The following is a 26,835-nucleotide window of genomic DNA, read 5'->3' as shown; positions in this document are numbered from 1 at the left end:
TCGCAGATGACGACACTGCAACTGAAGAACATCGTCAAGCGCTACAAGAGCCAGACGGTCCTCGACGACCTGTCGCTCGACGTTGCCGATGGCGAACGGCTGGTGCTCTTCGGCCCGTCCGGTGCCGGAAAGACGGTACTCCTGAGGCTCGTTGCCGGGGTCATCGATCCGGACGAAGGCCGGGTGCTGATCGGCGGAGAGGACATGACGGAGGTCGATGCGGAGCATCGGGGCGTCGGCATGGCCTTCCAGAACTTCGCGCTCTTCCCGCATATGAGCGCCTTCGACAATATCGCCAGCGCCCTCACGGCCCGCAGGTTCTCGAAGGAGGCGATCGCTGCCGGGGTCGAGAAGGTGGCGAAGCTCCTGAAGATCGACCACGTGCTCACGCACCATCCGAAGGCGCTGTCCAACGGACAGAAGCAGCGGACAGCGCTTGCACGCGCGCTGGTCGGCTCGCCGCCGCTGCTACTGCTCGACGATCCCCTGCGCAACGTCGATGCCAAGCTGCGTTTCGAGATGCGCCTGGAACTGCCGCGCCTTCTCGCCGCTCAGGGCGCGACCGTCATCTACGTCACCCAGGACTACAAGGAAGCCATGGCGCTCGGCGACCGGATCGCCGTGATGTTCGAGGGACAGCTCCGCCAGATCGGGACGCCGGCGGACATCTACGACACACCGGCTGAGCTCGAGATCGCCCGGCTGTTCGGCGACCCGACCATCAACCTGCTCGACGTCGTGCCGCAGCGCGGACCGGATGGCGCCTTCGCCGAACTTTCCGGCGTCCGCCTTCGCCTGCCGGGCTTCGGACCGGAGATCGTCGGGAAGGCCTGCGTGCTCGGTATCCGGCCGGAAAGCATCGTCTTCAGCGAAGCGTCAGCGACGGGTGCGATCCCGGTGAGGGTAGAGGCCGAGACGCCGCTCAATGAAAAAACCGTCACCCTGACGCTGACGGCGCGCGGTCGCGAGGTCCTCGTGTCGCGTCCGGCCGGAACGCCGGGACCGGCGACCGGGCCGGCTCACCTCGCCGTCAACAGCCGGGCGGCCCTGCTGTTCGACAAGGAAAGCGGCCGGCTGATGCGGCCTTCAGAGCCTGCCTCAAAGCGGAACGGAGAAGCGGCATGACCGACATCGCACTTTCGCTCAGGGAGGTCGACAAGTTCTACGGGCCGATCGATTACGGGGTCCATGCCGTCAAGAAACTCAGCATGCAGGTCGGAAAGGGCGAGATCGTCGCGCTTCTCGGCTCGTCCGGCTGCGGCAAGACCTCGACGCTCCGCATGATCGCCGGCTTCGAAGCGGTGTCGCGCGGCAAGATCTCGCTCGGCGGCCGGGAGATCCAGACGTTTCCGCCGGTTCGCCGCAACGTGGCGATGGCCTTCGAAGGCTACTCGCTCTATCCGCCGCTGACGGTCAGGGAGAACATCGCCTTCGCGCTCAAGGCCTCTAAGCTGTCGCAGGGCACCGTCGACGAAAAGGTGGCGAGCATCGCCAGGCTGCTCGAAATCGAGGATATTCTCGGCCGCTATCCGAGTTCGATTTCCGGCGGTCAGCAGCAGCGCGCCTCGCTCGGCCGGGCGCTGATCCGCGATGCGAGCCTGCACCTGCTCGACGAGCCGATGGGGCAGCTCGAGCCGCAATTGCGCGCCGTGCTGCGCGGCCGCATCAAGCACTACATCAAGGAACGCGGCCTCACCGCCATTCTCGTGACCCACGACCAAACCGAGGCGAACGCGCTTGCCGACCGCATCGCCGTCATGGAGGGCGGCGTGCTGCAGCAGTTCGACACGCCGCAGCGGATCAAGGAGCGGCCGGCCAATCTGTTTACCGGCACCTTCGTCGGCGAGCCGCCGATGAACGTCTTCGAGGCGAGCGTCACCGCCTCCGAAAGTCGCCTTGCCTTCGGCCTCAAGGACGGCGTTCGGCTGGAATACGCCGCCTCCGACTTCTCGCATGCGGTCCGCGATGCACTGACCAAACGCCAGCGGGTGGCCCTCGGCGTCAGGCCTTATGCGGTGAAGCGCAGCGCCGACGGTGTCACCGGCCGCGTCGCCGTCAGTCAGTGGCTCGGCGATCAGACGCATATCGCCGCGGATTTCGCCGGCGGGACCCTGGTGCTGGTCGAGCATGATCGGACAAGGCTCGAGATCGGCCAGCCGATCGGCATCCGCCTCGAGCCTGCGAGCCTGCATGTCTTCGACGGCGAGACCGGCGAGGCGATCTCGCATGGAGAGGAGCTCGCCTGATGCGCGACATCCTGATCGGCATCGATGCGGGGACCTCGGTCATCAAGTCGGTCGCCTTCGACCTCGGCGGCCGGCAGCTCGCGATTGCCGCCGTTCCAAACGCCTATGAGGCAGTTGGCCGTACCGGCAGCGTTCAGGACCTGCGCCGCACCTGGTCTGATACAGTCAAAACCCTGGTCGAGCTTTCGGCCAGGATCGAGAACCTCCCTGGCCGTGTTGCCGCGATCGCGGTGACCGGTCAGGGGGACGGCACCTGGATGATCGACGGCGACGGCGAGCCGGTCGGCAAGGGCTGGCTATGGCTCGACGCGCGGGCCAGCGAAACCGTCGAGCGGCTGCGCGGCGACAGCGGCGATGTCGAGCGTTTCGCGCGCACCGGTTCGGGGCTCGCAGCCTGCCAGCAGGGGCCGCAACTGCGCTGGATGATGGATCATGCGCCGGAAATGCTTGCCGGCGCGACGACGGCATTTCACTGCAAGGACTGGCTCTATTTCAACCTGACAGGACAGCGCGCCACCGATCCCTCGGAGGCGAACTTCACCTTCGGCGATTTCCGGACCCGCCAATACTGCGACGAGGTGATTTCCTTCCTCGGCCTGGAAAAACTGAGGCATCTGCTGCCGGAAATCGTCGACGGGGCGATGTCGCATCACGCGCTGTCGCAGGCTGCCGCGTCGGCGACCGGGCTTCCGGCCGGAACACCCGTGGTGCTCGGCTATGTCGACGTGGTCTGCACGGCGCTCGGGGCGGGGCTTTATGACCCCGGCACCGACGCCGGCTGTTCGATCATCGGCTCGACCGGCATGCACATGCGTCTGGCGACGAGCGCCGAGGACGTCCGGCTGAACCGGGACCTGACCGGCTACACCATGTGCATGCCGATCCCCAACACCTATACGCAGATGCAGTCGAACATGGCGGCGACGCTCAACATCGACTGGATCCTTTCGATCGCGGGGGGTGTTTTGAAAGGCATGGGGGTAGAGAAGTCCAAGGGCGAGTTGCTCGCCCATGTGGATGGCTGGCTGCAGGAGGCCAAGGGCACGCCGCTGCTCTTCGAGCCCTATATTTCCGAAGCCGGCGAGCGCGGCCCGTTCGTCGATGCTTCGGCGCGCGCCTCCTTCGTCGGGCTGTCGAGCACCCACGGTTTCGGCGACATGGTGCGCGCCGTCTTCGACGGCCTCGCCCTTGCCGCCCGCGATTGCTATGCCGAAATGGGGCCGGTCCCCGAATGCATTCGGCTGACCGGCGGGGCGGCGCGGAGCGCCTCCTTGCGCCGTATCCTCGGTGGCGCGCTCGGTGCCGGCATCCAGACCAGTGAACGCGAAGAGGCGGGGGCTGCGGGCGTGGCGATGATCGCTGCCGTTTCGCTCGGCATCTATCCCTCGATGGCCGATTGCGTCCGCGATTGGGTGCGGCCGCACCAGCGCCCCGCCGAGCCGGCCGACGCGGAACTCGTCCGCCGCTACGATGCGCTCTTCCCCGCCTACCAACAGTCGCGCCTCGCGCTCAGGCCCGTCTGGCACGCGCTCTCCCACGCGGCCGGATCGGGTGACCAACAGGAAAAACCGAAATGAAGAGGATGGCCATCATCGGCGACCGGTTCATGCTGCCGGATGTGTTCCGCGACAAGATCGTCGAGGCCTGCGGCGACGGGCATCAGATCCGCATGCTCGAACAGCCTTGGCCGGACGTGCCGATGGAGCACGGCTATGCCGTCGAGGGCATGGACGGATTGAAGGAATATCTGGGCCAGCCCGCCGAGATCATCGACTTCATCGGCGACTCCGAGATCCTGGTGACGCAGCTTGCACCCCTGTCGCGGGCGATGCTGTCGGAACTGCCGCACCTGAAGCTTGTCGCCGTCTCGCGCGGCGGTCCGGTCAATATCGACATGGATGCCGCCCGCGACGCCGGCGTGCGGGTCGTCAACACGCCTGGGCGCAATGCGAGCGCCGTCGCGGAGTTCACGATCGGCGCCATTCTCGCCGAGACGCGGCTGATCCGCGTCGGCCACGAAGCGCTGAGGCGGGGCGAATGGCGGGGCGATCTCTATCGCGCCGATCGCGCGGGCCGCGAGCTTTCGGAGATGACCGTCGGCGTCATCGGCTACGGCAATATCGGCGCCAGGGTCGTCAGGCTGCTGCGCGCCTTCGGCACCAGGGTGCTCGTCCATGACCCCTATGTGCAGTTGAGCGCCGAGGACCGCAACGCCGGAGTCGAGCACGTCTCGCTCGACCACCTGCTGGCGCGATCGGACGTGGTGACGCTGCATCCGCGCGTGACCGCGGAAACGCGGAACATGATGAACGCGGAGACCTTCGCGAAGATGAGGCCGGGGGCGATCTTCGTGAACACCGCACGCGGGCCGCTTTGCGACTACGAGGCGCTTCACGAGAATCTTGTTAGCGGCCACCTGTCGAGCGCCATGCTGGAGACTTTCGCGATCGAGCCGGTGCCGGAAGACTGGCCGTTGCTCAAGCTGCCCAACGTCACGCTCACGCCGCATATCGCCGGCGCTTCGGTCAGGACCGTCACCCATGCAGCGGAAATGGCCGCGGAGGAGGTGCGCCGCTACATCGCCGGCCTGCCTCCGGTCAACCCGTGCTGAGGCGTGGCGATGAGCGAAACCGGGACATACGATCTCTTCGTCATCGGCGGCGGCATCAACGGCGCGGGCATCGCCCGGGATGCGGCGGGCCGCGGTCTTTCCGTGCTGCTCTGCGAGAAGGACGATCTTGCCCAGGGCACCAGCTCGCGCTCCGGAAAGCTCGTCCATGGCGGCTTGCGCTATCTCGAATATTACGAGTTCCGGCTGGTGCGCGAGGCGCTGATCGAGCGCGAGGTGCTCCTCCAATCGGCGCCGCACATCATCTGGCCGATGCGCTTCGTGCTGCCGCATAATCCGGCCGACCGGCCGGCCTGGCTCGTCCGCCTCGGACTTTTTCTTTACGACCATCTCGGCGGCCGCAAGCGCCTGCCGGGCACGCGCACGCTTGACCTCAGGACGGCGCCGGAAGGCGCGCCGATCAAGCCGGCTTATCGCAAAGCGTTCGAATATTCGGACTGTTGGGTGGACGATGCCCGGCTTGTCATCCTGAACGCGCTCGATGCCGAGAAGAGGGGCGCCCGGATTCTGACGCGCACCGCCTGTACGAGCATCCGACGCCGCGGCGATCTCTGGCTCGTCGAGACGACCGACACCGAGACCGGCGCGAAGGCCGAGATCAAGGCGCGCTGCGTCGTCAACACCGCCGGGCCCTGGGTCAACGACGTGATCGGCCGGGTTGCCGGGCTCAATTCCCGCCGCAGCGTCCGGCTCGTCAAGGGCAGCCATATCGTCGTGCCGAAGTTCTGGGAGGGGCGGCAGGCGTATCTCGTCCAAAATCCCGACAAGCGCGTCATCTTCATCAATCCCTATCAGAACGATCTGGCGCTGATCGGCACCACCGACATTCCCTATGACGGCCGTCCGGAGGAAGTCGCTGCAGACGCCGACGAGATCGCCTACCTCATGAAATCGGTGAACCGCTATTTCAAGCAGCAGCTTAGCGATGCGGACATTATCCAGAGCTTCTCCGGCGTCCGGCCGCTCTATGACGACAATGCCGAAAATCCGTCGGCCGTGACGCGCGACTATATTTTCGAGCTGGATGCGGCAAACGGAGAGGCGCCGCTGCTTTCCGTCTTCGGCGGCAAGATCACCACCTTCCGCAAGCTCTCCGAACATGCGCTGGAGCGGCTGAAACCCTTCTTTCCGAAGATCGGACCGGCCTGGACGGCGGGCGCCTATCTGCCGGGCGGCGACATGGCGGACGCGGATTTCGACCGGTTCCTCGGGGAGCTTCGCGCCCGCTATCGCTGGCTGCCGGCCGATCTCGCCAAACATTATGCAAGGCTCTACGGCACGCGGACCCATGCGCTGATCGGCGGCGCCAATTCGCTCGAGGAACTCGGCACCCCCTTCAGCCGGCTCTTCCGCGAGCGAGAGGCCCGCTTCCTGATCGAGACAGAATGGGCGCGCAGGGCTGAAGATCTGCTCGAGCGCCGCACCAAGCACGGACTGCACATGAGCGAAGCGGAAAAGCGAGCCTTCGGCGGCTGGCTCGAGGGCCAGCAGGCGGCTGCATGAGAAAGGGGCAGGCGATGTTGCGAAGCTCCGAATTCGAAGCGCTTCTGGATCTTTCGGCGCGGATCGGCGCCGATCCGGAGCTCGTCCAGGGCGCAGGCGGCAATACCTCGATCAAGGAGGGCGACACCCTCTGGATCAAGGCTTCAGGACTCTGGCTCGCAGAGGCCCGGCAGCGCGACATCATGGTGCCGGTCGCGCTCGACCCTCTGCTCGACGCCTTGGACCGGGACGATCCGGCGGCGGAGAAGGCCCAGGACTTCGTCATCGAGGAGCTCAACCTTTCCGGGCTCAGGCCGTCGATCGAGACGACGGTTCACGCGCTGATGCCGCAGAAGGTGGTGATCCATGTGCATTGCGTGGCGACGATCGCTGCCGCGGTGCAGACCAATGCCGCTGCCATCGCCGCCGAAAGGCTTGCCGGCATTCCCTATGCCTTCATCCCTTACGCCCGTCCCGGCCTGCCGCTCGCGAGAGCGATCGGCGAACGGATCGACGCGGATACGGCCGTGCTGGTGCTGGGCAATCATGGTCTCGCCGTCGCCGCAGATACGATCGAGGAGGCGGCGCTTCTTCTTGTCGATGTCTCGGATCGTTTTGCCGGCCTCGTGCGCAGTGCTCCGGCGGCCGACCTGCCAGCGCTGTCGCGCCTCGCGGTCAACAGCGCCTATCGCCTGCCCGAATGCGAAGGGCTGCATGATGCGGCGACCGATCTCGAAAGCTGCAGGATCGCCGCCGGCGGCAGCCTCTATCCCGACCATGTGATCTTTCTCGGCAAGGGCTCGGTGATCGCGGCTCCCGAGGACACCGCGCTTTCGATCGAAGAGCATTTTCTTGAGGCCGGAGAGACCCTCCCGCCGCTGCTGCTCTTTCCGGGCAAGGGAGTGCTGGTCCTCAAGGATATTACCGCCGGCGCGCTTGCCATGGCGCGCTGCCTTTCGGATGTGGCCGCGCGCATTCCGGCAAGCGCGCGGCTGCGTTACCTGACGGATGCCGAAAACGCCGAGTTGCTCGGCTGGGATGCGGAGAAATACCGCCAGCAGCTGAACCGGGCCGGGCAGGTGCTGCAATGAGCGGGGAAGGACTCGTCCTCGGCATCGATATGGGCACTTCGGGTGCCCGTGCCGTTGCGATGGATGGAGCCGCAAATGTCGTCGCCTCAGGCGCCGCCAAGCTCGCAGGCTTTTGCGAAGACCATCGTGATCCGCTCGGCTGGTGGAAGGCGGTGCAGGCAGCCCTTCTGGAGACGCTTGCGGCGATCGAGCCGGCGCGCGTGCGTGCAATCAGCATCGACGGCACATCCGGCACGATGCTGCCGGCTGCGGCCGACGGGGCGCCGCTTGCGACGCCGCTGATGTACAACGACCCGGTCCCCGACCTCGCCATTCTCGACCGCATCGGCGCGCATGCGCCGAAGGAGAGCGCTGCGCACGGCACGACCTCCGGTCTCGCCAAGCTGCAGGCGTTTCAATCGCTGCCCGGCGTCTTCCGCGTCATTCACCAGGCGGATTGGCTCGCCGGTCATTTCACCGGCCTTTACGACGTCACCGACGAGAACAATGCGCTGAAGACCGGCTACGATCCGCTGAGCCGATCCTGGCCGGACTGGCTCGCGCGAACCGGTGCGCAGGTCGAACTGCTTCCGGCTGTTTTGTCGGCGGGCGCGCCGATCGCAACGATTTCGCCGCCGGCGGCGGAAGCATTCGGACTACCGAGCGAGACGGTCGTCGTTGCCGGCACGACAGACGGCTGTGCCTCGTTCCTGGCCACGGGCGCCGACAGGCCGGGCGACGGCGTCAGTGCTCTCGGTACCACCTTGACGGTGAAGATGCTGTCGGACAGGCCGCTATTTGCCCCGGAATACGGGCTCTACAGCCATCGGATCGGCGACATGTGGCTTGCCGGCGGTGCCTCCAACACCGGCGGAGCCGTGCTCGCGGCGCATTTCAGCGCCGAGCGGATTGCCGAACTTTCGGCGGCGATCGACCCGACGACAGAGACGGGTCTCAATTACTACCCGTTGACGAAGCCCGGCGAACGCTTTCCGATCGCTGATCCCGCGCTCATGCCGCGCATGACGCCGCGGCCCGCCGAGGACGGCGAGTTCCTGAAGGCGATCTTCGAGGGGGTCGCGGCCGTCGAGAGCCTCGCCTATGAGCGGCTCGCCTCGCTCAGCAGTCTACGGCTTCGCTCCGTCCGTAGCGTCGGGGGCGGCGCCGGGAACCAAGCCTGGACGGCAATCCGCGCGCGCAAACTCGGCGTGCCGTTCCTGCCGGCGCACTCCGAGGAGGCGGCGGCCGGCGCGGCGCGACTTGCGCTTTCCGGCGCAAGGGAGGCGGGCGTGCTATGAGCGCGGTTCGGACAATCCCCGGCCTGTCGGCGATCGCCGACGCCTATGATGCTTTCCTGGTCGACCAGTTCGGGGTCCTGAGAGACGGGCGCGGGCCTTATCCGGGTGCTGCCGAGACGCTTGTCCGCGTGAAGGAGGCCGGCAAACGGATCATCATTCTTTCGAATTCCGGCAAGCGCTCGGCAGAAAACGACCGCCGCCTCGCAGACCTTGGTTTCGAGCCGGGCAGCTGGGACTGGTTCCTGACCTCGGGCGAAGTTGCCTGGCGGCTTCTCAAGCGGGAAGGGGAGGCCGCGGGAAGCGGGACGCGCAAATGCCTGCTGATCAGCCGCGACGGAGACCTGTCACCGCTCACAGGCCTCGATTTCGCGAGGACCGAGCGCGGCGAAGAGGCCGATGTCGTGCTCCTCGCGGGTAGCGAAGGCGACTTCCATCCGCTTGGCCACTACGAGGACCTGCTTCGGCCGGCGGCGCGGCGCGGCGTCCCTTGCCTCTGCACCAACCCGGACAAGGTGATGCTGACGCGCACCGGTCATACCTTCGGCGCCGGGCGCATTGCCGAGCTTTACGAAGAGCTCGGCGGCAAGGTGCGCTGGATCGGCAAACCTTTCCCCGACATCTACGATTTCGCGCTCGATTTGCTCGGCCGGCCCGATCCGGCGCGGGTCTGTGCGATCGGCGACAGCGTCGAGCATGACATTGCCGGCGCGGCAAACGCCGGGCTCGGCTCGGTGCTGGTCACCACCGGCATTCTCGAACGCCAGTCGGAGGAGGAGCGCCGAGAGCTCTTTTCGGCTCACGGCGCCACGCCCGATTTCATCCTTCCGAAATTTCTCTGGTAGCCAGGAAACCGGCCATGGCCTTCACGCTGTCGCTCAATACCAATCCCCTCGTCAACCGCTTTGCCGAGCCGGACGACCTGATCGACACGATCGCCGAGAGGATCCGCATCGGCTACGTGCAACTCACCCACGAGTTCGTCAATCCCGGCTGGCCGGCGGCAACGATCAGCAAGGCGACACGGCAATTCCGGGCAGCCCTTGCCCGCACCGGCGTGAAGATTACCTCCGGCATGACCGGACCTTATGGGCGCCTCAACCATTTCGGCCATCCCGACCCGGATGTGCGGCGCTACTATGTGGATTGGTTCAAGACCTTTGCCGATATCTCGGCTGAACTCGGCGCCTCCGCGATCGGCACGCAGTTCGCGATCTTCACGCTGAAGGATTACGACGATCCGGCGCGGCGCGAGGAGCTGATGGCGATCGCCATCGACTGCTGGCGCGAAGTGGCAGAGCACGGCAAGGCCGCGGGACTCTCCTACGTGTTCTGGGAGCCGATGTCGGTCGGCCGCGAATTCGGCCATACGATCGAGGCATGTCGGGCGCTCGACCGTCGCTTCGAGCTGGCCGGGCTGCCGATCCCGATGAAGATGATGGTCGATATCGACCATGGCGACGTCACCTCGGACAATCCCGCCGATGTCGATCCCTATGCCTGGGCGGAGGCCTTTCCGCGGCAGTCGCCGATCATCCACATCAAGCAGTCGTCGATGAACAAGGGCGGCCATTGGCCCTTTACGGCCCGCTACAACAGGGACGGCCGCATCACGCCGGAGCGCCTGCTCGATGCCGTCACAAAGGGCGGCGGCACGGACAACGAGATCTGCCTCGAACTCTCCTTCCGCGAGCGAGAGCCAGCCGATCACCGGGTGGTCGAGATGATCCGCGAGTCGGTCGAATTCTGGGAGCCTCACATCGATACGGGGTTCAATCGCCGCTGAATATCACATCGTTGCGTAACAAAATATCACATTATACGTTGAATAATCACATTCCCATGTTATGTTCCTGTGTGTAAGCGGAAGGCAGACCCGCCGTAAGGGACGATCTCAGTGAAACCGGAAGACAGGCGACAGGCGATCATGGACGTGTTGATGGAGGCGGGAACGGCCTCCGTCGAGGACCTCTCCATCCGCTTCGGCGTCAGCAAGATGACGGTGCATCGCGATCTCGACGACCTCGAACAAGCCGGCCTGTTGCGCAAGGTGCATGGCGGCGCGTCGATCCAGTCGAGCCCGCAGTTCGAGAGCGATTTCCGCTACCGCGAGAAGATCGCCACGGCCGAGAAACGGCGGATAGCCGAGCATGCCGCGACGCTGATCGAACCCGGCCAGAGCATCATCATCGACGACAGTTCCACCGCCGGCGCGATCGCGGCCTGCCTCAAGGAAATCCGCCCGCTCACCGTGATCACCAACAATCTCGGCGTGATTACCGAACTGTCGGGCGCGCCGGGCATCAACCTGATCGCGCTCGGCGGCCAGTACAGCAAGAAATTCAACGGCTTCTTCGGCATCGTCACCGAGGAGGCGCTGCGCTCGCTCAGGGCCGACGTCGCCTTCCTGTCGAGCTCCGCGATCGAAGGCGCAACCGCCTTCCATCAGGACCAGGAAGTCGTGCAGACCAAGCGCCAGATGGTGAAGTCGGCGACGCGCAAATACCTGCTCGTCGACCACGGCAAATTCGGGCGCTCGGCCCTGCATTTCCTGACCGGGCTCGAGGTCTTCGATGCGGTGCTGACCGGCAGCGAGGTTTCGAAGGACCACTCGGCGGCGCTCGCCGATGCCGGCGTCAAGCTGATCACGATCGACGATCGGAAGATGGCGGAGAAGGCATGAGCAAGTCGCGGCTCTGGATCGGCACCAGCTGGAAAATGAACAAGACGCTCTCCGAGGCCATGGCCTTCGCCGAGGGCCTGGCGGCCGCCGATGCGGAGCGCGACCCTCGCATCCAGCGTTTCGTCGTTCCGCCGTTCACGGCGGTCCGCGAGGTGAAGGAGAGGCTGAAGGAGACGAGCGTCAAGGTCGGCGCGCAGAACATGCATTGGGAGGGTGGCGGTGCCTGGACCGGCGAGGTTTCTCCCTTGATGCTGAAGGATTGCGGGCTCGATCTCGTCGAGCTCGGTCACAGCGAACGCCGCGAGCATTTCGGCGAGACCGATCGCACCGTCGGGCTCAAGACGGCGGCGGCCGTCAGGCACGGTCTCGTTCCGCTGATCTGCATCGGCGAAACGCGCGTCGAACGCGAAGCGGGCGAGGCGGATGCGGTGTTGAAGCGCCAGGTGGAAGGTGCGTTCGCGCTCCTCGACGGCGATGCCAAGCGGGCGCCGATCCTGCTTGCCTACGAGCCCGTCTGGGCGATCGGCGTCAATGGCGTCCCCGCGACCGCCGATTACGCCGACGCCCGTCACAGGCGGATTGGCGAGGTGGCCGAGGCGGCGCTCGGCGTCGCCGTGCCGGTGCTCTACGGCGGCAGCGTCAATCCCCAAAATTGCGAGGAACTGATCGCCCAGCCGCATATCGACGGCCTCTTCATCGGTCGTTCCGCCTGGGAGGTCGGCGGCTACCTCGACATTCTGAAGCGGGTCGCCGGCGCGGTTTGACCGGCCAGGGGTTTGTAAACAAGTGCGGAAGGAAACGCCCATGAAAATCGCCATCGGAGCCGATAGTGCAGGCAAGCCGTTGCTCGAGGTCATTGCCGCGCATCTTGCCGGCCGGAGCGACGTCGAAGTCAAGGATCTGAGCCAGGCCGGCTTCTACGCCGACCTGTCGGAAAACCTCGCAAGGACGATCACCGCCGGGGAGAACGACCGTGGCATCCTGATCTGCGGCACCGGCATCGGCGTCTGCATCTCCGCCAACAAAGTTCCTGGCATCCGGGCGGCACTTACCCACGACACCTATTCGGCCGAGCGGGCGGCGAAGTCCAACAACGCCCAGATCATCACGATGGGCGCGCGGGTCATCGGTCCGGAACTGGCGAAATCGATCGTCGATACCTGGCTCGCCTCCGAGTTCGATCCACAGGGCCCGTCGGCCGGTAACGTCCAGGCGATCGATCGCCTGGACGCCGGCAAATAAAGCTCCATTTCCGCATCGCGCGTGATCCTCCCTCGTGCAGTGCGGCGTTGACGCCCGGCAGCAATGCCGGGTGTTTTCGTTTGGGGATCACCCCAGACCTGGATGGTGCGCGCCGCGCCGGACCATGCGGAAAGCACCGGCGGTCCAATCGCCGCTACCTTTAAGGTGGCGATTGCCAGCGGGGCCGTTGATTCAGTCCTGATGGTTCCTAGTTTAGATGCCTGTTGGTCGCAAAGGTTGTGGAGCATTCCGTTGGCAGGCAGGTCTCTTCGCGTCGCGATGGCGCAGGTGATGCATGATGCGGATGTCGACGCGATCTCGGCGTCGGCAGCCGCAAGGGGCGCCGACATCATCGTCTTTCCGGAAATGTTCTCGAACGGATACAGCCGCTTCGACCCTGAAGACGAAACCGCCCGACAGACCTGGATCGAGGCGGCGGTGCCGATCGAGGGCCCCTTTGTGGTACGCTTTCGAGAGGCGGCACGCAGGGACGGGCTGGCGATCGTCGCGACCTTCCTCGAGCGCGGCTACCCCAGGCCGTTCAACGCCGCGATCCTGATCGACCGCAACGGCGACGTCGTCCTCCACCAGCGCAAGCGCCACATCTGTTTCTTCGACGTCCCGGAAGAGGCTTGCGCCGCCGGCGACAACTCAAGCGTGGCCCGGCTCGGAACGGACGCCGGAGAGGTTGCGGTCGGCATACTGATCTGCATGGACCGGGAATTTCCGGGTCCTGCGTCCGATCTCGTGCGGGACGGCGCCGAGATCATTCTCGTTCCCAACAGCTGCCCGCTGGTTGACGATCCAATGATCGGGGACGTGCGCGTCGCAGGCGCGCGGACACTGGCATTCCAATCCGTCCTCGGCGTGGCCGTGGCGAACTATCCGGCACCGAAGGATGACGGGCGGTCCTTTGCCGTCGATGCTCTGGGCAGGATCCTTTCCATGGGCGGACCGCAGGCGGAGCTCGTACTCGCGGACTTCGATCTGGACCGGATCAGGGCCCTGCAGAAGCAGGACTGGTTCCGGCGGGTCCGCTGAGGGTCGGCCGAGATCATTCCGGAGCGAAGAGCGCGACGGGGAAGCTGCCGAAAACTTCTCGCATTGGGACGCTGGGCCGAGGGTCGACAGTTTCGCCGGTTGCGAGATTCTTCAACCGCTTGGCTCCACAGGCTTCGGGCCAGAGGAGATAGGTGTCCTGCCAAAGGTCGGAATGAACGGACAGCCCGTCTCCGAGATGGCGGAACACAAGCCGCGGGACCACGGCGACACAAAGCTCATCCTCCCTGCGGCGCACGAATGCAGCCGCGTGGCGGGAAGCGGGGCCTTGCACGCTGAGCGGGAGGTATTCGCCCCGCTCCAGGAGCTCGGCGCCCCTTTCTCGGCGATAGCTGAGGCAAAGCCCGATCAGCGCTTGCTTGCAGTCTTCGAAGTCGCCGATCGTCGGCTGCTGCGGCGGTTCGGACGGTGATGGTCGCGTTGAAAGAGCGCGGCGGTTGTCGGGATCGACCAGGGAGAGGTCGAGGCGCTCGCTGCCTTGATAGATGTCCGGAATGCCCGGCGCGGTGAGTTTCACCAGAGTTTGCGAGAGGCTGTTGATGAGGCCGGCCCGGATGAAGGGCGCGGCCGTCTTCTCGAAGTCGTCAAGAAACGATCGGTTCCGCCAATCGAGGATGTCGCGCAGAAATCCGGTGATCGCCGCCTCGTATCGCTCGTCCGGAGAGTCCCAGCTTGTCCTCAGCTTGGCCTCGCGGAGAGCCTTCACGGCAAAGTCTGACATGCGCTCTCGCAGGAAGGAGAGATACGTCTCGTTGCTGAGCGGCTCGATCGGCCAGGTGCCGAGCAGGCTCTGATAAAGGAACTGCTCGACGGATGCTTCCGGTACGTCGGCCCCAGGCTGACGGCGAACCCGATTCATGTCGCGCCAGCGGGTCACTCCGGCGGCCCAGAGCTCTGGTGCTTCGCTGATCACATGGAGCCGGGCGCGGGCGTCCTCGCCCCTCTTCGTATCGTGGGTCGAGGTCGCCGACAGGCCGGCACGGCTTCTGCTTCCGCGCTCCCGCATCCTTTCATGAAAGCGGTCGACGCCACCCGGTACCCACGCGGGCGCAGCACCCACCTCATTCGCGGCGAGATACTCGCCTCGGCGATAAAAGAAGGTATCCTCGACCGCCTTGGCCATGACGGCGCCACTCAATTGTTGAAAGCGTGTCCGGAACTCGGCCAGCTGCCGATCCGTTGCAGCGTCATTCGCCTTCAGGCGAGCAACGATCATTGCGATCTCGGCACCGGCCTCCGGTGCGGCAGAGCGCGCCTTGGACTCGATCTCGCCGAGCATCCGCCGATCGCGCTCGGCTGTTCCGCGATCGCTGAGATAGGTCCTGTAAACCGGCATCGCCGCCATCAACTGACGGACGGCCTCGGCCATCCGTTCATTGTCAGGCGATAGACCGTCATCGTCGCGCAGGCGCGCCGCAAGTCCGGCGAGCCTTTTGATTTCCGCATTGAAATTGTGGCTCAGCACCTGCAGCTTGCATTCGGTGACGGCCGTTGCCGTCGCGATTTGGTGGCCGTTGCTCCAGAGCTCGGAGGTCTCGTCGGAGAGCAGATCGGCGAGTGCCGAGATGAACTCGTAGCCTGTGGTGCCGTCGACCGGCCATTCTTCCGGCAGCGGCTCGCTGGCCTCCAGTATTTTCTCGACGACGACGCAGGTGTGCTCGCCCACCCGCTGGCGCAGCCGACGAAGATAATGCTCGGGATCGGCAAGCCCGTCGATGTGATCCACCCGGAGCCCGTCGACGAGACCTGCCTCGACGAGGCCAAGGGCGCATCGATGGGTGGCCTCGAAGACGGCCGGATCTTCGACGCGCAGGCCGACAAGGCCGGCTATCTCGAAGAACCTCCGGTAGCTGAGATGGTCCCGGGCGGTCTTCCAGCTTGTCAGCCGCCAGGATTGCATCTGGTGCAGCCGCTGCAAAAGCGGCTTGTCGGCGGAAACGCCCCAAAGATGTTCGGCGAGCGCGGCAGCGACAGAGGGCGTTTCCACCAGAGAGGCTACCTCGGTATGGAAATCTGCGGCCTTGCTCGCTTCCGCCATGCCGGCGGCGGCGACAAGCCTGTCGAGAGCTGGGCTGCAACCTTCCAGGGCTGCCGGATAGGTAGCCGGATTGAGAGGATAGGGCGCGTCATGGTAGGCGAAGGCCAGGCAGTTCCGGTTGCGGTCGAGTGTCAGCCGTATCCTCCCGGCCGAAAGCTCCTCCTTGAAGCATCGGCCGAGGAATGGCAGGGTGAGCGGTTCCCGCCAGTCGATGTCGAAATGGCCGGCGAATTCGCTGGACCGGCCCCATTCGATGACGCTGTGCCACCATCGGTTCTCGAGATGCGCGGCCATGTGGTTCGGCACGATGTCCAGGATGATCCCGAGGCCATGGGCTTTCAGTTCGCCGACCAGCCGCCGAAATCCGTCGCTGCCGCCCAAAACGGGATCGATCTCGTCGAAGTCGACGATGTCGTAGCCATGCGTCGAGCCGCTGACTGCGGAAAAGATCGGCGAGGCATAAAGATGAGAGATGCCGAGGCCGACGAGATGCGGGATCAACCCGACGGCCTTTTCGAAGTCCATCCCGTTACGAAATTGCAGTCTGTAGGTCGCTTTGGGCAGAGGCATGGCAGGTCGGTTTGACATCTGTTCAGGCACAACACCGTTCGATCGAGCTTTGTTCCGCGCGGCGTGACGGGAACAATCTCGGTTGAAATGGATTTTTTTGCAGTCGCCACTCACGGGAAAAGAAGCTTGGCCTGGAAGACCGTTTTCTCCGGCAGACCGCCCAGCCGATGGCGCAGGGCACGTCGACCGATCATCAAGGAAGCCGAGAATATCTGGCGCAGCGCGCCTGCCGAGCGCGTGTCCTTCCTCGTGGACGGGGCCGCTTACTATGCTTGTCTCGATCGGATGCTCGAGCAGGCGGAAGAGCAGGTCTGGATTACCGGCTGGGATTTCGACCCGCGCATCAAGCTGCGTCCGGACGATCCGGACGCAGAGGCGCTCGGCACGAAGCTGGAGCGGCTGGCGGCTCAAAAACCGAAGCTCAGGATCCGCATTCTGGTCTGGGCGATGGGGCCGATCTATTCGGGAAAGTCGTTGCGGCTGTTTCGCAGGCAGGAATGGGCTTCGCATCCGCAGGTCGAGCTTCGCTTCGCGAGCCATCGTGCGCTACGCGGTTCTCATCACCAGAAGCTCGTGTCGATCGACGACCGCATCGCCTTCGTCGGCGGCATGGATCTGACCGCGCGGCGCTGGGACACGCCGGATCATCTGGCCGAGAATGACCTGCGCCGCGATCCGGACGGAAATCCCTATGATCCGGTGCATGACATCCAGGTGGTGCTGGAGGGGGAGGTGAGCCGAGCGATCGGAGATCTCTGCCGCTCCCGCTGGAAGTCCTCGGTCGGAGAAGCGATCGGCGCTCCAAGTTCAACGGCGGTCGCATGGCCGTCCGACATAGAACCGATCCTGACGGATTGCCGGGTCGCCATCGCCCGCACCGAGCCGGGATTCGGCAAGAGACGGGGGCGACAGGAGGCGCTGCGGCTGACGCTCGACGCATTGCGGAGCGCCCGGCGCCACATCTATATCGAGAACCAGTATTTTGCCTCGCATCGGATCGGCAGGCTTCTGTGCGAGCGGCTGCAGGAGCCCGACGGGCCGGAGATCGTGGTGATCACCACCCGCAGTTCGCATGGGTTTCTCGAAAAAATCGTGATGGGGGGCAATCGCGACCGCCTCATCCGCCAGCTGAAGCAGACGGACCGCTATGGCAGGCTGCTCGTCGCCTATCCTGTGGTCCCGGCAGCGGACGGTTCCGAGCAGGAGGTGACGATCCATTCCAAGGTGGTCCTTGTCGACGAGCGGTTCCTTCGTGTCGGCTCGTCGAACTTCAACCACCGCTCGGAAGGGTTCGATACGGAGTGCGACGTCGCCGTGGAGGCCGCGAGCGCGGAGCAAAGTGCCGCAATCGCGGGCATTCGCAACGCGCTCCTGGCGGAGCATCTCGACGTCGAGCCGGGCGAGGTCGAGAGGATGCTGCAGGAAACAGGCTCCCTCGTCGCCGTCGTCGACCGGTTGGACACGCGCCAGCGGGGTCTGCGGCCCTTCAACGGGATCGAAAGTCACGGCGCGACCGCCCTTGTCTGGGGCACCGACATCGTCGATCCGAACAGTCCGCTGAGGCCGTTCCACCGCACACGCGCCCTGCTGCGGCGCTGGGTCGGTCAGGTTTTCGCCTTGCTTGCCATGCTCCTGGCATTGTCCCACCGAAGAAACTCCGCGATCGACAGCGAGATCAAGCCGAGCGGCAGCGGCAGGAAGAAATAGATCGCCCTGAAGGCGATCAGTGCGCCGATGCTCGCCGACTGCCCGAGCAGAAAGGCGATCGTTGCCTCGAGCACGCCGATGCCGCCCGGGACGTGGCTGACGAGAGCCGTCAGATTGGCACCGACATAGGCCGTCGCCGTTTCGAAGAATCCGGAATTTCCGAAGGCCAGCACAAGCTGGTGCAGGCAGGCGCTGACGCAAAGGAAGTTTGCGGTGCCGACGACGACCTGGCCGGCGGCAATGCTGAGCGGCGGCATTTCGAACGACCAGCGGAACAAGCGAAGCGCACCGCGTAAGAAGCCGGCCAGGATCACGTAACCGGTCGCGGCTGCAAGGCAGGCGATGCCGAGCAGAACAGCGCCGGTCTCCGAGAGGCCGATGATCCGGGCGGCGCTCTCCGGCATGATCAGGCAACAAAGACCGGCAAGCGTCATGAGGCCGAGGCCGACGGTGACGCCGCAGAACAGAATGATTTTTGCGACCTGCTCGACACTCAATCCCCAGCGCGAATAGAAGCGGTATCGGACCGCCCCGCTGCTCAAGGCTGCTACCCCGACATTGTGGCCGATCGAAAGGCTGGTGAAGGAGGCGAGCGCCACCTGACGATAGGGGAGCTTCTGACCGACATAGCGCACCGCCAGCGTATCGAACAGCGTCAGCCAGAAATAGGAGAGGAAGACGAAGCCGATCCCCGTCAGCAGATGCCCAAGGGGGATCTGCAGCACCGAGCCGACGATCTCGTCGAACGTATATCGACGGAGTGTCCGGTGGATCAGCCAGGCGGCGACGCCGATGGCAGCGAATATGAACAGTCTGGCAATGATCTTCTTCGGCATCGGCCCCGTTCCTTTGCGATCCACCGGAACGAAAAGCAGGTCCCGCGTGTTCCCGAACCGGAAGACAGGCCGAAACTGGATCATGCCTCGACCGCTACGTTTCCTCACCTACAACGTCCATAGCTGTTTCGGTACCGACCGAAGGCTCGACCCGGCGCGCATCGCCGCGGTCATCGGCGAATGCCGGCCCGACATCATCGCCCTGCAGGAGGTGGATGTCGGCCGCGCCCGCAGCGGCAGAGTGGACCAGGCACATATGATCGCCACGCACCTCAACATGGCGGCGCATTTTCATCCGGCTCTCCACCTGAAAGACGAGCGATACGGCGATGCGGTGCTGACCGCCTTGCCGATGCGCCTGGTCAAGGCCGACGTGCTGCCGTCGTCCGGAGAGCCGCGCGGCGCGCTCTGGGTGGAGATCGAGCTCACCGACGTCAAGCTTCAGGTCATCGTCACGCATCTGGGGCTTCGCGGTTCGGAGCGGGTCCGCCAGGCAACGGCTCTGCTGGGTCCCGGCTGGCTCGGCGGAATTGCGCAGGCGGAATCTCGCGTCATTCTGGCGGGCGACCTGAACGCCATTGGGCGCTCGGCCGCCTACAAGCTGCTGGCTACGCATCTCAAGGACGCGCAGCTCCAATCGACTGCCAAGCCGCGACCGACCTTCCCGTCCCGATTGCCGCTCCTGCGGCTCGACCATGTCTTTATTGGCGACGGGATAAGTGTGGGCGATTGCAAGGTACACAGCAGCGCCCTGGCGCGCGTCGCTTCCGATCATCTCCCGATCCTTGTCGAACTGGAAATCGAGCCGGCTCCCAAACGATCCGCGACGGGGCCGGACAATTCCTCGGTAACCTCGCATCGCCAGTGCGGCGGTAGCGAACCTGAAGTGGACGAGCGACGATGACCTATTCGGCGCTTTCCCTGTTGTGCTCGCGCCAGATGTCGAGCAGCAGCAGCGTCACCGTGAAGATCACCGGACCGATCACCAGCCCCGCCGGCCCGAACACCATAATACCGCCGATCATGCTCATGAACGCCAGCACGGTGTGCAGCTTCAGCCGGTCTCCGACGAACATCGGATAGAGCAGGTTGTCCACGGTCGCGACCACGCCGGCGCCCCAGGCCGTCAGGATCAATGCCTTGCCCCATTCGCCGGTCAGGGCGAGCGACAGCGCTGCCGGAATCCAGATGATGAAGGCGCCGAGAACCGGCACCATCGCCAGGAGGCCCATGGCCAGACCCCAGAGGAGCGGCGACGGCAGGCCAAGCAGCCAGAACATCAGGCCGCCCAAGGTGCCCTGCACTATGGCGACGGCGAAGGTTCCGAAGACGATCGCGTGGACCGTCTCGCTGACGCGAAGGAACAGCTTGTTCATCTCTGCGGAGCTCAGCGGAGAGAAGTTCTTGAGCATGTTCAAGGCTTCGCGGCCGTCGCGCAGGAAATAGAACAGGAAATAGAAGGTCAGCACGAGGTCGATAATCTGCACCACCGAGCGCCGGACCAGGGTTGCGCTGAAATTGGTGAGCAAGGTCGCAGCGTTTCCTGCAAGCCCTGCGAGGTCGAGCTGGGTCTCGATCCAGAGCAGAACCAGGCCAACGCGCGGATAGTTGGCAATGGCGTCCCGCCAGCTTCCCGTCCTCAGCGCTTCTGCGATGATCTGGGCGCCCTTGGCCGCTTCATTCACCAGCCGCTCGGCAATCAGCGTGAGCGGCACGGCGACAATGAATGCGGCAATTGCCACCGTCGCCGCGGCGGCGATTTCCGGATAGCGAAGGTCCTTCGCGATGCGATGGTGGAGCGGGTGGAACATGACCGCAAGGACCAAGGCCCAGGTCAGCGCCGGCAGAAAGGGCACGGCCAGCAGGTAACAAACGACGATTCCAGCTGCGATTGCGATCAGGATCACCATCGCCCGCGAACGCCGCGCCGTGAGCAATCGATCTGGAGCTTCTTGCTCTGCCTGGGCCGAAACATTCCTCGCCACGTGAAATCGCTCCTTTGTGAACAATCTGGCGCCACCCGAACAGACTTGTCAAAAGATAGGTTCCGCTTGCCATGCGCCCGGTATCGCGCCGGCGGGAACCTTCCGGCGAGCCGCGGGTTCAAGTCCGCAGCAGGAAAGGATCGCGACGATGAGCAATCCCAAGCGCGACGACCTCACGGATCAGCCGATGCCGTCCCCAACATGGAAACCGGATCCGAAGGAAATGCGTGTGGATCCGAAACCCTTGCCGGACCAGGCGCAGGGGTCCGGGTCCGAGGATGCGGACGAGCCGCCGGCCAGGAGCGGAATGTCGGAGCGGCGCGAGAAGCCGACGGAAGCGGGCGGAAAGGACAATCCTGTCCACCATACCGGCCGCGTTCCCCCGAAGGTGACGGACGAAGAGCTTTGATCTCCTGATAGATGTTGAGCGAGCTTCGCTGCCTCGACGACGCGGCTCCCTAATGTAGTTCGTGAGTCAGCGCATGATCTTGACCTTCGCTTCCTCGACAGCTGCGACAAAGGCTTGCCGCGCTCGATCAAAGGGGGCGGTACCAAGCATGGCATCGGTGCAGGAATTGATCGCGGCATTGTAGGCGCTGCCGTGGTCGATAGGCCAATGCTCGCTGAGCAGTCTCGCCGCTTCGGCCGGGGTCCACACGATCTGGACACCGTCGAGATCGGGCAAGTTCACGATGACGCATTCGTCCCATGTCTTGAACATGTCGGCGTCCCTTCTGGCGCACCTAACTGCCTCTGATCCCGTTCGTTCCCAAGCTTCTATTTTCGCTTGCATTTTAATGGATGCGAAGCCGGGGACGGGCTGCGGTGGCCGGTCGCCTACAGCGAGCCGCCGGACCTGTCGGTAGCGCGGGGAGGTTCCTCCTCCTCGCGGGGCGGCTTCACGGGCTCTTCTTCGGGGAGATTTTCGGGCTGCGGCTCTTTGGTCGGCGGGTCGGGAATGCCGAGCGGAGGGACTGGGTTTGGCGGGATTATGCCCGGTCCGGGTCCGGGGCCAATGGGGTCGGGTGTCATGGTCTGGAACTCCTGATACGACCCGACAACCCACTGTTGTCGCAATTGTTCCTACGGAGCACCTTGCCCGATGCGCTGACTTGCGACAGGGCTGCACCGAGGCGACGGCGGTGTCGCTGTCTCTGACAAATCTCAGCACTGCTGCCCGGGCGCCGGCGGAGCCCTTGGGCTCAAGAATCTTCAGCGACCGGTCGCGTCGGCGATCTGCGGCGTGTAGACGACCGTGTCCTTTCCGTCCTCCAGCAGGGCGCCGCCGATCGTCAGGTAGACGAAGATGGCACATATTGCGAGCAACAGGACGGCGATCGGGAAGGTGGCCGAGGCTCGCTTTTCGGGTGTCAGGCGATCAGTTCTTCGGGTGAACATGGTGCAGCACTCCCTTAATCACAAGGGAGAACGAAATCGCGTCTGAGGGGTTCCCTCGGCAGCGCCCAGGACAGGCGCGCGCTTGCGGCTGCCGTTCCTGGAACCCCGTGAAGTCGCCACAGAAGATCGACAAAAAAGATGAGTTTTTTACTCAAGAAATTATTGACGTGAGAGCCGCCGACGCACTAGGTTGCAGCGCAACATGAAGCACACGCCGGTGAGAGGGCCATGCAACGCAGTTTATTCAATAATTTCAACCAGAAGTCTAAAAACCGCGGCCTTGCGGCAGGGGGCGCGACGGCGCTCGTTACGATCATGGCGCTGACCTCAAGCGCTGCGGCGCAGGATCAGAGCGGCGCCACGGCGCTGAAGCCTTTGACGATATCGAGCGGGCAAGGGGCGGAAGAGAAGAGGGACAGCGAGACCGTCACGGCGAAGAGCAGCGCCGGTGCCAGCAAGATCAAGACGCCGCTCATCGAAACGCCGCGGTCGGTCTCGGTAGTGACGCGCAAGGAACTGGAGCAGCGCGGCGCGCAGGACATCATCGAAGCCGTTCGCTATTCGGCCGGGGTGACGACGGGTGCCTACGGCTTCGACCCGCGCTTCGACCAGGTCTTCATCCGCGGCTACAGCGCCACAACGATCGGCGACTACAAGGACGGCCTTCGGCAGCCCTACATCAACTACGGCACCTTCCGCACCGAGCCCTACACGCTGGAGCGGGTCGAGGTGATCAAGGGTCCGGTTTCGGTGCTCTACGGCGCCGGCTCGCCGGCCGGCATCGTCAACAAGATTTCCAAGCTGCCGACCGAAGAGACGATCCGCGAAGTGGGCGTCCTCTACGGCACCGAGGACCGGCTGCAGGGCATGTTCGATTTCGGGGGGCCGGTCAGCGAAGAGAACGACGAGTTCTACTACCGGCTCGTCGGCCTGGCACGCAAAGGCGAGACGAATTTCGATATCGGCGACGATCGCTACCTGATCCAGCCGGGGCTGACCTGGAAGCCGGACGATTCCACGACCTTCACCATCTACGGGCTGGCTCAGGCCGACGAAACGGACGCCAATGTCGGCGCCGTCACCGATCCCTCCGGCAAGGTCCACGAGTTGCGGGCCAGCGATCCCGACTACGACTTCCAGAAGGTCCGGCAGCAGCAGATCGGCTACCAGTTCGAGCACGAATTCGACGGCGGCATCACCTTCCGCCAGAATCTCCGCTATTCGCACCTGGACCTACGGGCTCGCTATCTCGGTATCTACAGCTGGACCGGTACTGTTGCCCATCGGGGCGCAAGCTCCATCCGCGACGAGATGAACGTGTTTCAGGTCGACAACCAGCTCGAAGCCAAATTCGATACGGGACCGGCCGCGCATGCGATGCTCTTCGGCCTCGACTATACCAACCTGACCTCGTCATTTGGCTTCGGCATGGATTCGGTGGCAACCCCGGCCTACGACTTCGATATCGCCAACCCGACCTACGGAGTCTCAGGGCCAACGCCAGACTATAATTTCTCGCAAGCCGAGGCGGATCTCCGGCAGGTCGGTATCTATGCGCTGGATCAGATCGAACTGGACCGGTGGCGCTTCACGCTCGGTGGTCGTCAGACCTGGGTCGAGCAGGACCGGGACACGCGGCTGGTAGCCTTTGGCACGAGCTCATCCGAACGGGTCGACAAAAACGCCTTCTCCGTGCAGGCGGGAGCGCTCTACCTGTTCGACAACGGCATTGCCCCCTTCGCAAGCTATGCCACCTCCTTCGAGCCGGTCACCAACCGGTCTGCAACGGGCACAATTCTCGATCCGATGGAAGGGGAGCAGTTCGAGCTCGGCGTCAAATACCAGCCGCCCGGCAGCGACATCCTGCTTTCGGCGGTCGCCTATCAGACTATCGAGGCGAACAAGCCGATCCTCATCAATCCGCTGCTGGGCACCTATCGCTCGTTGGGTGAAGTGACGAGCCGTGGTCTGGAACTCGAGGCGCGCGCTGCGATCACCGACCAGTTGGACCTGATCGCCGCCTATACCTACAATCACGCCGAAATCACCGGAGGAAGCAATCTCGGTAATACGCCTGCCGTCACGCCCGAACACGTGGCGACGCTATGGGCCAACTACACGTTCGCCGAGGACACGCCGGCATCGGGCCTGTCGCTCGGCGCTGGCGTGCGCTACCTGAGCGAAACCTACAAGGACACCGCCAACGCGACAGGCAAGAACGACGAGGCCTTCTACCTGGACGCCGCCGCGAGCTACGATTTCGGCGCGATCGACAGGAAATATGAAGGCCTTACCGCTCAGGTCAACGTTCGCAACATCGGCAATGAAAAGCCGGTGATCTGCAATGAGGGCTTTTGCTACCTGAGCCAGGGCCGCAACGTCACCGCCTCGCTCAAGTACCGCTGGTAAGCGGGTGCTGACACCCCCCTCTGCCCTGCCGGGCATCTCCCCCGCAAGTGGGGAGATCGGCATGTGGGGATGTCCCGCTCGACCAATGACACAATGTACGATGCTGGAAGGCCGTGTTTGGCTTACACCGCGTCAGTGTGAGTCAGGGCGGCGCATCCGGCCGATCTCCCCCCTTGCGGGGGAGATGCCCGGCAGGGCAGAGGGGGGTGCTGCATCAGGGCAGCTCGATTTCAAAGAGGCTTCACCAGAAAAAGGCAGGGATGATCTTCGTGCCAGAGCGTGGGGAAAATCTCCGCCGGGATGAAGCCGTTGCGAAGGTAGAAGCCGCGCGTCGCCTCGTAGTGCGGCTCTTTCCGCCCGCGCGGGGCCAGCGTCTTGACGGTCAAGAGCCGCGCGCCGCGGCCGCGCGCGAACTGTTCGGCCGCCTTCACCAGTGCTGTTCCGACACCATTGCCGTGATATTGCCGGCGCGAGGCGATGATCAGGATCTCCGTCGCCGCCGGCGGGTGCTCCTTCAGCGCCACGAAGCCGGCAACCTTGCTTTCGTCCATGCAGGCAAAGACCGGCAAGGTCTCGACGGCCTCGGCGCAGGCTTCGATCACCGCCGGCTCCGTGAACCAGTCGGAAAGCTCCGACATGATCTCGCGGCAGATGGCGGCCTTGCCGCCGCTCATCATCTGGACGGCTTCGGCCGGCGCGGGTCCGGCGCTTTCTTGAGCAGCCGCCATCACTGGTAGCTCGCCTGACTTGCGAACCGACGCGGGCATGCGGTCTTGCATGAGGGTTCCTTTCGTTCTTCGGCGCAAACCGCGTCAAGGCAGCGCGTATGCGCCTCCCGCAGCAGGCCGCAGACGAGGGCCGGGGAGACGCCCGCTTCCTCGGCGATCACCTTTTGCGGGACGTTGTCGAAGTAATGTCGCTCATAGAACATTCGCGTTCTTGGCGGCATCGCGCCGACCGTCTCCTGGAGGGCCGAATAGGCCTGGCACTGGCGCACGCATTCTTCCGGATTGCCATAAACAGAGGCGCAACCGCTGATTTTATCAACAATGAAGAGGCCTTGCTCCCTTTTGGTGCGCCGCAGATGATCCATCGCCTGGTTGCGGACCATGCGCATCAGATAGTGCGCAGGCGCGACGACGTCCGGCCTGAGAGGTGCGGACACCAGTTGCAGCAGCACATCCTGGACGACATCCTCCGCCGCGGTCGGGTTCCTTGTGATGCGTCGCGCCGCGGCCAGCAGCTTGGGTCGAAGGGCGAGGGCGGTCCGAAGAGTTTCGTTGGCAGGAGGTTCTGAAACATTGAACATGTCGCGGTCCGTTAAAATCGAAGATTGCATCTTCAACGCCCCAATTCCCGCGGCAAACTAGAAAACATGAGTATATGAGTCAACAAAGAATCGGCAGGTGAGATTGTCATAATGCGACGTGGCAGGGGGACGGCTTCAGACCGCTAGAAGGCATTTCAGTGCGACGGAAGTCCCGGCAGGGTTTCATGATATCGCCAAGCGATTCTGCTCGGCGCGTGGCGCGCCGCGACCGCCCATAGGAAGCATCTCTCGTTCCAGGGCATCGTCCCTGAGTGAAGGGAGAGCCGACCGGCTGGCAGGCTTATCGTTTCCCGTGTCGAAAAAGGCGGCGCCACCGGCACCTCGTCCGGCCGCTCAAGAAGGCCGGTGCCGAGGCACTTCAACACCGCCTCCTTCTTGACCCAGGAGCCGAGGAACGCTTCCGCCCGCTCGGGCGCAGGCAGCGCCTCGAACCACGATCGCTCGTCAGCGGAGAGCACAAGCGACAGAAGGTCCGGGTCGACCTGCAGCTCTGCCGCCCCGATCTGCTCGACATCGACCCCGATCGGGCCTGCCTCGCTGATCGCCAGCACGACGGCGTCGCCGCTGTGCGACAGGCTGAAGGAGACCCCCGGATGGTCCGGCAGCCACGGCTTGCCCGTTTCGGTAAGGCCTATTTGGAGAGCGTCCGGCGCTCGTCCGACACGGGCACCGAGAACGGCGCGGCAAAGGCGGCGGGCAGCCACGTATCGCAGCCGATCCTTCGGGCGGCGCAAACGGGCGGCGCGGTCCTTCTCCGCCTGACTGAGACCGTCCTCCATGCGGCGGCTTTCGGCGCCGAGATAGAGCCAGTGTATCTCGACCGCCTCCGTGTCTGTCGCTTGAGATCCCGGCATGG

25 protein-coding genes are annotated in these 26,835 nt (G+C 64.4%); 17 read left to right on the top strand and 8 right to left on the bottom strand.

Annotated features, from left to right (window positions below; all coding sequences use genetic code 11):
* Positions 1–6: 6 nt before the first annotated feature.
* The 13 genes from AU381_RS21005 (at position 7) to AU381_RS20945 (ending at position 13,688) form a co-directional block, all read left to right on the top strand.
* Positions 7–1,125 (top strand): ABC transporter ATP-binding protein, encoded by a 1,119-nt coding sequence (locus AU381_RS21005; protein ID WP_064243669.1) that lies wholly within the window; start codon positions 7–9, stop codon positions 1,123–1,125.
* On the top strand, positions 1,122–2,246 hold the full coding sequence (locus AU381_RS21000; RefSeq protein ID WP_064243668.1) for an ABC transporter ATP-binding protein: 1,125 nt from the start codon (positions 1,122–1,124) through the stop codon (positions 2,244–2,246). Before AU381_RS21005 ends, AU381_RS21000 begins: the two co-directional genes overlap by 4 nt.
* A complete protein-coding gene (locus AU381_RS20995) occupies positions 2,246–3,823 on the top strand; it encodes an FGGY-family carbohydrate kinase (protein ID WP_064243667.1) in 1,578 nt (525 codons plus the stop codon). Before AU381_RS21000 ends, AU381_RS20995 begins: the two co-directional genes overlap by 1 nt.
* Positions 3,820–4,857 (top strand): 2-hydroxyacid dehydrogenase, encoded by a 1,038-nt coding sequence (locus AU381_RS20990; protein ID WP_064243666.1) that lies wholly within the window; start codon positions 3,820–3,822, stop codon positions 4,855–4,857. Before AU381_RS20995 ends, AU381_RS20990 begins: the two co-directional genes overlap by 4 nt.
* Positions 4,858–4,866: 9 nt before the next feature.
* Entirely contained in the window at positions 4,867–6,378 is a 1,512-nt protein-coding gene (locus AU381_RS20985) for a glycerol-3-phosphate dehydrogenase (protein WP_064243665.1), read from the top strand.
* 14 nt (positions 6,379–6,392) lie between these two features.
* On the top strand, positions 6,393–7,448 hold the full coding sequence (locus AU381_RS20980; protein WP_064243664.1) for a class II aldolase/adducin family protein: 1,056 nt from the start codon (positions 6,393–6,395) through the stop codon (positions 7,446–7,448).
* Positions 7,445–8,725 carry an FGGY-family carbohydrate kinase gene (locus tag AU381_RS20975; RefSeq protein ID WP_064243663.1) on the top strand — a complete coding sequence of 427 codons (1,281 nt, stop codon included), beginning with the start codon at positions 7,445–7,447 and terminating at the stop codon, positions 8,723–8,725. The genes AU381_RS20980 and AU381_RS20975 overlap by 4 nt, the downstream gene beginning before the upstream one ends.
* The gene (locus AU381_RS20970) at positions 8,722–9,567 is read left to right on the top strand and encodes a TIGR01459 family HAD-type hydrolase (protein WP_064243662.1); all 846 of its coding nucleotides are present in this window, start codon (positions 8,722–8,724) and stop codon (positions 9,565–9,567) included. The genes AU381_RS20975 and AU381_RS20970 overlap by 4 nt, the downstream gene beginning before the upstream one ends.
* A 14-nt stretch (positions 9,568–9,581) precedes the next feature.
* Entirely contained in the window at positions 9,582–10,508 is a 927-nt protein-coding gene (locus AU381_RS20965; protein WP_064243661.1) for a sugar phosphate isomerase/epimerase family protein, read from the top strand.
* 111 nt (positions 10,509–10,619) lie between these two features.
* Positions 10,620–11,405 (top strand): DeoR/GlpR family DNA-binding transcription regulator, encoded by a 786-nt coding sequence (locus AU381_RS20960; RefSeq protein ID WP_064243660.1) that lies wholly within the window; start codon positions 10,620–10,622, stop codon positions 11,403–11,405.
* Positions 11,402–12,169, top strand: coding sequence for a triose-phosphate isomerase (locus AU381_RS20955; protein ID WP_064243659.1), 768 nt, complete (start codon positions 11,402–11,404; stop codon positions 12,167–12,169). Before AU381_RS20960 ends, AU381_RS20955 begins: the two co-directional genes overlap by 4 nt.
* A gap of 40 nt (positions 12,170–12,209) precedes the next feature.
* Entirely contained in the window at positions 12,210–12,647 is a 438-nt protein-coding gene (gene derI / locus AU381_RS20950; RefSeq protein WP_064243658.1) for a D-erythrulose-4-phosphate isomerase, read from the top strand.
* A gap of 252 nt (positions 12,648–12,899) precedes the next feature.
* On the top strand, positions 12,900–13,688 hold the full coding sequence (locus tag AU381_RS20945; protein WP_064243657.1) for a carbon-nitrogen hydrolase family protein: 789 nt from the start codon (positions 12,900–12,902) through the stop codon (positions 13,686–13,688).
* A 13-nt stretch (positions 13,689–13,701) separates the two neighbouring features.
* On the opposite strand, the gene AU381_RS20940 is transcribed toward AU381_RS20945, so the two are convergent.
* On the bottom strand, positions 13,702–16,314 hold the full coding sequence (locus tag AU381_RS20940; RefSeq protein ID WP_064243656.1) for a malto-oligosyltrehalose synthase: 2,613 nt from the start codon (positions 16,312–16,314) through the stop codon (positions 13,702–13,704).
* A gap of 87 nt (positions 16,315–16,401) precedes the next feature.
* On the opposite strand from AU381_RS20940, the gene AU381_RS28855 reads away from it, so the two are divergent.
* Positions 16,402–18,021 (top strand): phospholipase D-like domain-containing protein, encoded by a 1,620-nt coding sequence (locus tag AU381_RS28855; protein ID WP_162273445.1) that lies wholly within the window; start codon positions 16,402–16,404, stop codon positions 18,019–18,021.
* On the opposite strand, the gene AU381_RS20930 is transcribed toward AU381_RS28855, so the two are convergent.
* Positions 17,919–18,857 carry a putative bifunctional lysylphosphatidylglycerol flippase/synthetase gene (locus AU381_RS20930; RefSeq protein WP_064244168.1) on the bottom strand — a complete coding sequence of 313 codons (939 nt, stop codon included), beginning with the start codon at positions 18,855–18,857 and terminating at the stop codon, positions 17,919–17,921. The genes AU381_RS28855 and AU381_RS20930 overlap by 103 nt on opposite strands.
* A gap of 82 nt (positions 18,858–18,939) precedes the next feature.
* Here AU381_RS20930 and AU381_RS20925 point away from each other — a divergent pair, with 82 nt between their 5' ends.
* The gene (locus AU381_RS20925) at positions 18,940–19,761 is read left to right on the top strand and encodes an endonuclease/exonuclease/phosphatase family protein (protein WP_082910247.1); all 822 of its coding nucleotides are present in this window, start codon (positions 18,940–18,942) and stop codon (positions 19,759–19,761) included.
* Between the two features lies 1 nt (position 19,762).
* Here the strand turns inward: AU381_RS20925 and AU381_RS20920 are convergent, their stop codons facing one another.
* Entirely contained in the window at positions 19,763–20,842 is a 1,080-nt protein-coding gene (locus tag AU381_RS20920; protein ID WP_064243654.1) for an AI-2E family transporter, read from the bottom strand.
* A gap of 148 nt (positions 20,843–20,990) precedes the next feature.
* Between AU381_RS20920 and AU381_RS20915 the strand changes: the two genes are divergently transcribed.
* Positions 20,991–21,251: a hypothetical protein gene (locus AU381_RS20915; RefSeq protein ID WP_064243653.1), complete on the top strand. Its 261-nt coding sequence runs from the start codon at positions 20,991–20,993 to the stop codon at positions 21,249–21,251.
* 66 nt (positions 21,252–21,317) lie between these two features.
* Here the strand turns inward: AU381_RS20915 and AU381_RS20910 are convergent, their stop codons facing one another.
* Positions 21,318–21,563 carry a DUF982 domain-containing protein gene (locus tag AU381_RS20910; RefSeq protein ID WP_064243652.1) on the bottom strand — a complete coding sequence of 82 codons (246 nt, stop codon included), beginning with the start codon at positions 21,561–21,563 and terminating at the stop codon, positions 21,318–21,320.
* Positions 21,564–22,054: 491 nt separating this feature from the next.
* Positions 22,055–22,240, bottom strand: a complete 186-nt coding sequence (locus AU381_RS20905; protein ID WP_064243651.1) for a hypothetical protein — start codon at positions 22,238–22,240, stop codon at positions 22,055–22,057.
* A 228-nt stretch (positions 22,241–22,468) separates the two neighbouring features.
* Between AU381_RS20905 and AU381_RS20900 the strand changes: the two genes are divergently transcribed.
* Positions 22,469–24,649, top strand: a complete 2,181-nt coding sequence (locus tag AU381_RS20900) for a TonB-dependent siderophore receptor (RefSeq protein ID WP_064243650.1) — start codon at positions 22,469–22,471, stop codon at positions 24,647–24,649.
* 230 nt (positions 24,650–24,879) lie between these two features.
* Here the strand turns inward: AU381_RS20900 and AU381_RS20895 are convergent, their stop codons facing one another.
* The 3 genes from AU381_RS20895 to AU381_RS20885 form a co-directional block, all read right to left on the bottom strand.
* A complete protein-coding gene (locus AU381_RS20895) occupies positions 24,880–25,326 on the bottom strand; it encodes a GNAT family N-acetyltransferase (protein WP_425288632.1) in 447 nt (148 codons plus the stop codon).
* A gap of 50 nt (positions 25,327–25,376) precedes the next feature.
* Positions 25,377–25,958, bottom strand: coding sequence for a sigma-70 family RNA polymerase sigma factor (locus AU381_RS20890; protein ID WP_064243648.1), 582 nt, complete (start codon positions 25,956–25,958; stop codon positions 25,377–25,379).
* Between the two features lie 155 nt (positions 25,959–26,113).
* On the bottom strand, positions 26,114–26,833 hold the full coding sequence (locus AU381_RS20885) for a 4'-phosphopantetheinyl transferase family protein (protein WP_064243647.1): 720 nt from the start codon (positions 26,831–26,833) through the stop codon (positions 26,114–26,116).
* Positions 26,834–26,835 lie beyond the last annotated feature (2 nt).

This window comes from Sinorhizobium glycinis (genome assembly GCF_001651865.1).
Lineage (GTDB): Bacteria > Pseudomonadota > Alphaproteobacteria > Rhizobiales > Rhizobiaceae > Sinorhizobium > Sinorhizobium glycinis.
The sequence above is the reverse complement of the archived record's forward strand: the minus strand, read 5'-3'. Positions and strand labels throughout refer to the sequence as shown.

Excerpts from the sequence above, each read along its gene's own strand:
- AU381_RS20965 (WP_064243661.1), top strand. The coding sequence starts at position 9,582 with ATGGCCTTCACGCTGTCGCTCAATACCAATCCCCTCGTCAACCGCTTT.
- AU381_RS20895 (WP_425288632.1), bottom strand. The coding sequence starts at position 25,326 with ATGATGAGCGGCGGCAAGGCCGCCATCTGCCGCGAGATCATGTCGGAG.
- AU381_RS20995 (WP_064243667.1), top strand. The coding sequence starts at position 2,246 with ATGCGCGACATCCTGATCGGCATCGATGCGGGGACCTCGGTCATCAAG.
- AU381_RS20955 (WP_064243659.1), top strand. The coding sequence starts at position 11,402 with ATGAGCAAGTCGCGGCTCTGGATCGGCACCAGCTGGAAAATGAACAAG.
- AU381_RS20905 (WP_064243651.1), bottom strand. The coding sequence starts at position 22,240 with ATGTTCACCCGAAGAACTGATCGCCTGACACCCGAAAAGCGAGCCTCG.
- AU381_RS20930 (WP_064244168.1), bottom strand. The coding sequence starts at position 18,857 with ATGCCGAAGAAGATCATTGCCAGACTGTTCATATTCGCTGCCATCGGC.
- AU381_RS20925 (WP_082910247.1), top strand. The coding sequence starts at position 18,940 with ATGCCTCGACCGCTACGTTTCCTCACCTACAACGTCCATAGCTGTTTC.
- AU381_RS20910 (WP_064243652.1), bottom strand. The coding sequence starts at position 21,563 with ATGTTCAAGACATGGGACGAATGCGTCATCGTGAACTTGCCCGATCTC.
- AU381_RS20885 (WP_064243647.1), bottom strand. The coding sequence starts at position 26,833 with ATGCCGGGATCTCAAGCGACAGACACGGAGGCGGTCGAGATACACTGG.
- AU381_RS20975 (WP_064243663.1), top strand. The coding sequence starts at position 7,445 with ATGAGCGGGGAAGGACTCGTCCTCGGCATCGATATGGGCACTTCGGGT.
- AU381_RS20900 (WP_064243650.1), top strand. The coding sequence starts at position 22,469 with ATGCAACGCAGTTTATTCAATAATTTCAACCAGAAGTCTAAAAACCGC.
- AU381_RS20990 (WP_064243666.1), top strand. The coding sequence starts at position 3,820 with ATGAAGAGGATGGCCATCATCGGCGACCGGTTCATGCTGCCGGATGTG.
- AU381_RS20985 (WP_064243665.1), top strand. The coding sequence starts at position 4,867 with ATGAGCGAAACCGGGACATACGATCTCTTCGTCATCGGCGGCGGCATC.
- AU381_RS20940 (WP_064243656.1), bottom strand. The coding sequence starts at position 16,314 with ATGCCTCTGCCCAAAGCGACCTACAGACTGCAATTTCGTAACGGGATG.
- AU381_RS20970 (WP_064243662.1), top strand. The coding sequence starts at position 8,722 with ATGAGCGCGGTTCGGACAATCCCCGGCCTGTCGGCGATCGCCGACGCC.
- AU381_RS20890 (WP_064243648.1), bottom strand. The coding sequence starts at position 25,958 with ATGTTCAATGTTTCAGAACCTCCTGCCAACGAAACTCTTCGGACCGCC.
- AU381_RS21000 (WP_064243668.1), top strand. The coding sequence starts at position 1,122 with ATGACCGACATCGCACTTTCGCTCAGGGAGGTCGACAAGTTCTACGGG.
- AU381_RS28855 (WP_162273445.1), top strand. The coding sequence starts at position 16,402 with ATGGATTTTTTTGCAGTCGCCACTCACGGGAAAAGAAGCTTGGCCTGG.
- derI (WP_064243658.1), top strand. The coding sequence starts at position 12,210 with ATGAAAATCGCCATCGGAGCCGATAGTGCAGGCAAGCCGTTGCTCGAG.
- AU381_RS20915 (WP_064243653.1), top strand. The coding sequence starts at position 20,991 with ATGAGCAATCCCAAGCGCGACGACCTCACGGATCAGCCGATGCCGTCC.
- AU381_RS21005 (WP_064243669.1), top strand. The coding sequence starts at position 7 with ATGACGACACTGCAACTGAAGAACATCGTCAAGCGCTACAAGAGCCAG.
- AU381_RS20980 (WP_064243664.1), top strand. The coding sequence starts at position 6,393 with ATGTTGCGAAGCTCCGAATTCGAAGCGCTTCTGGATCTTTCGGCGCGG.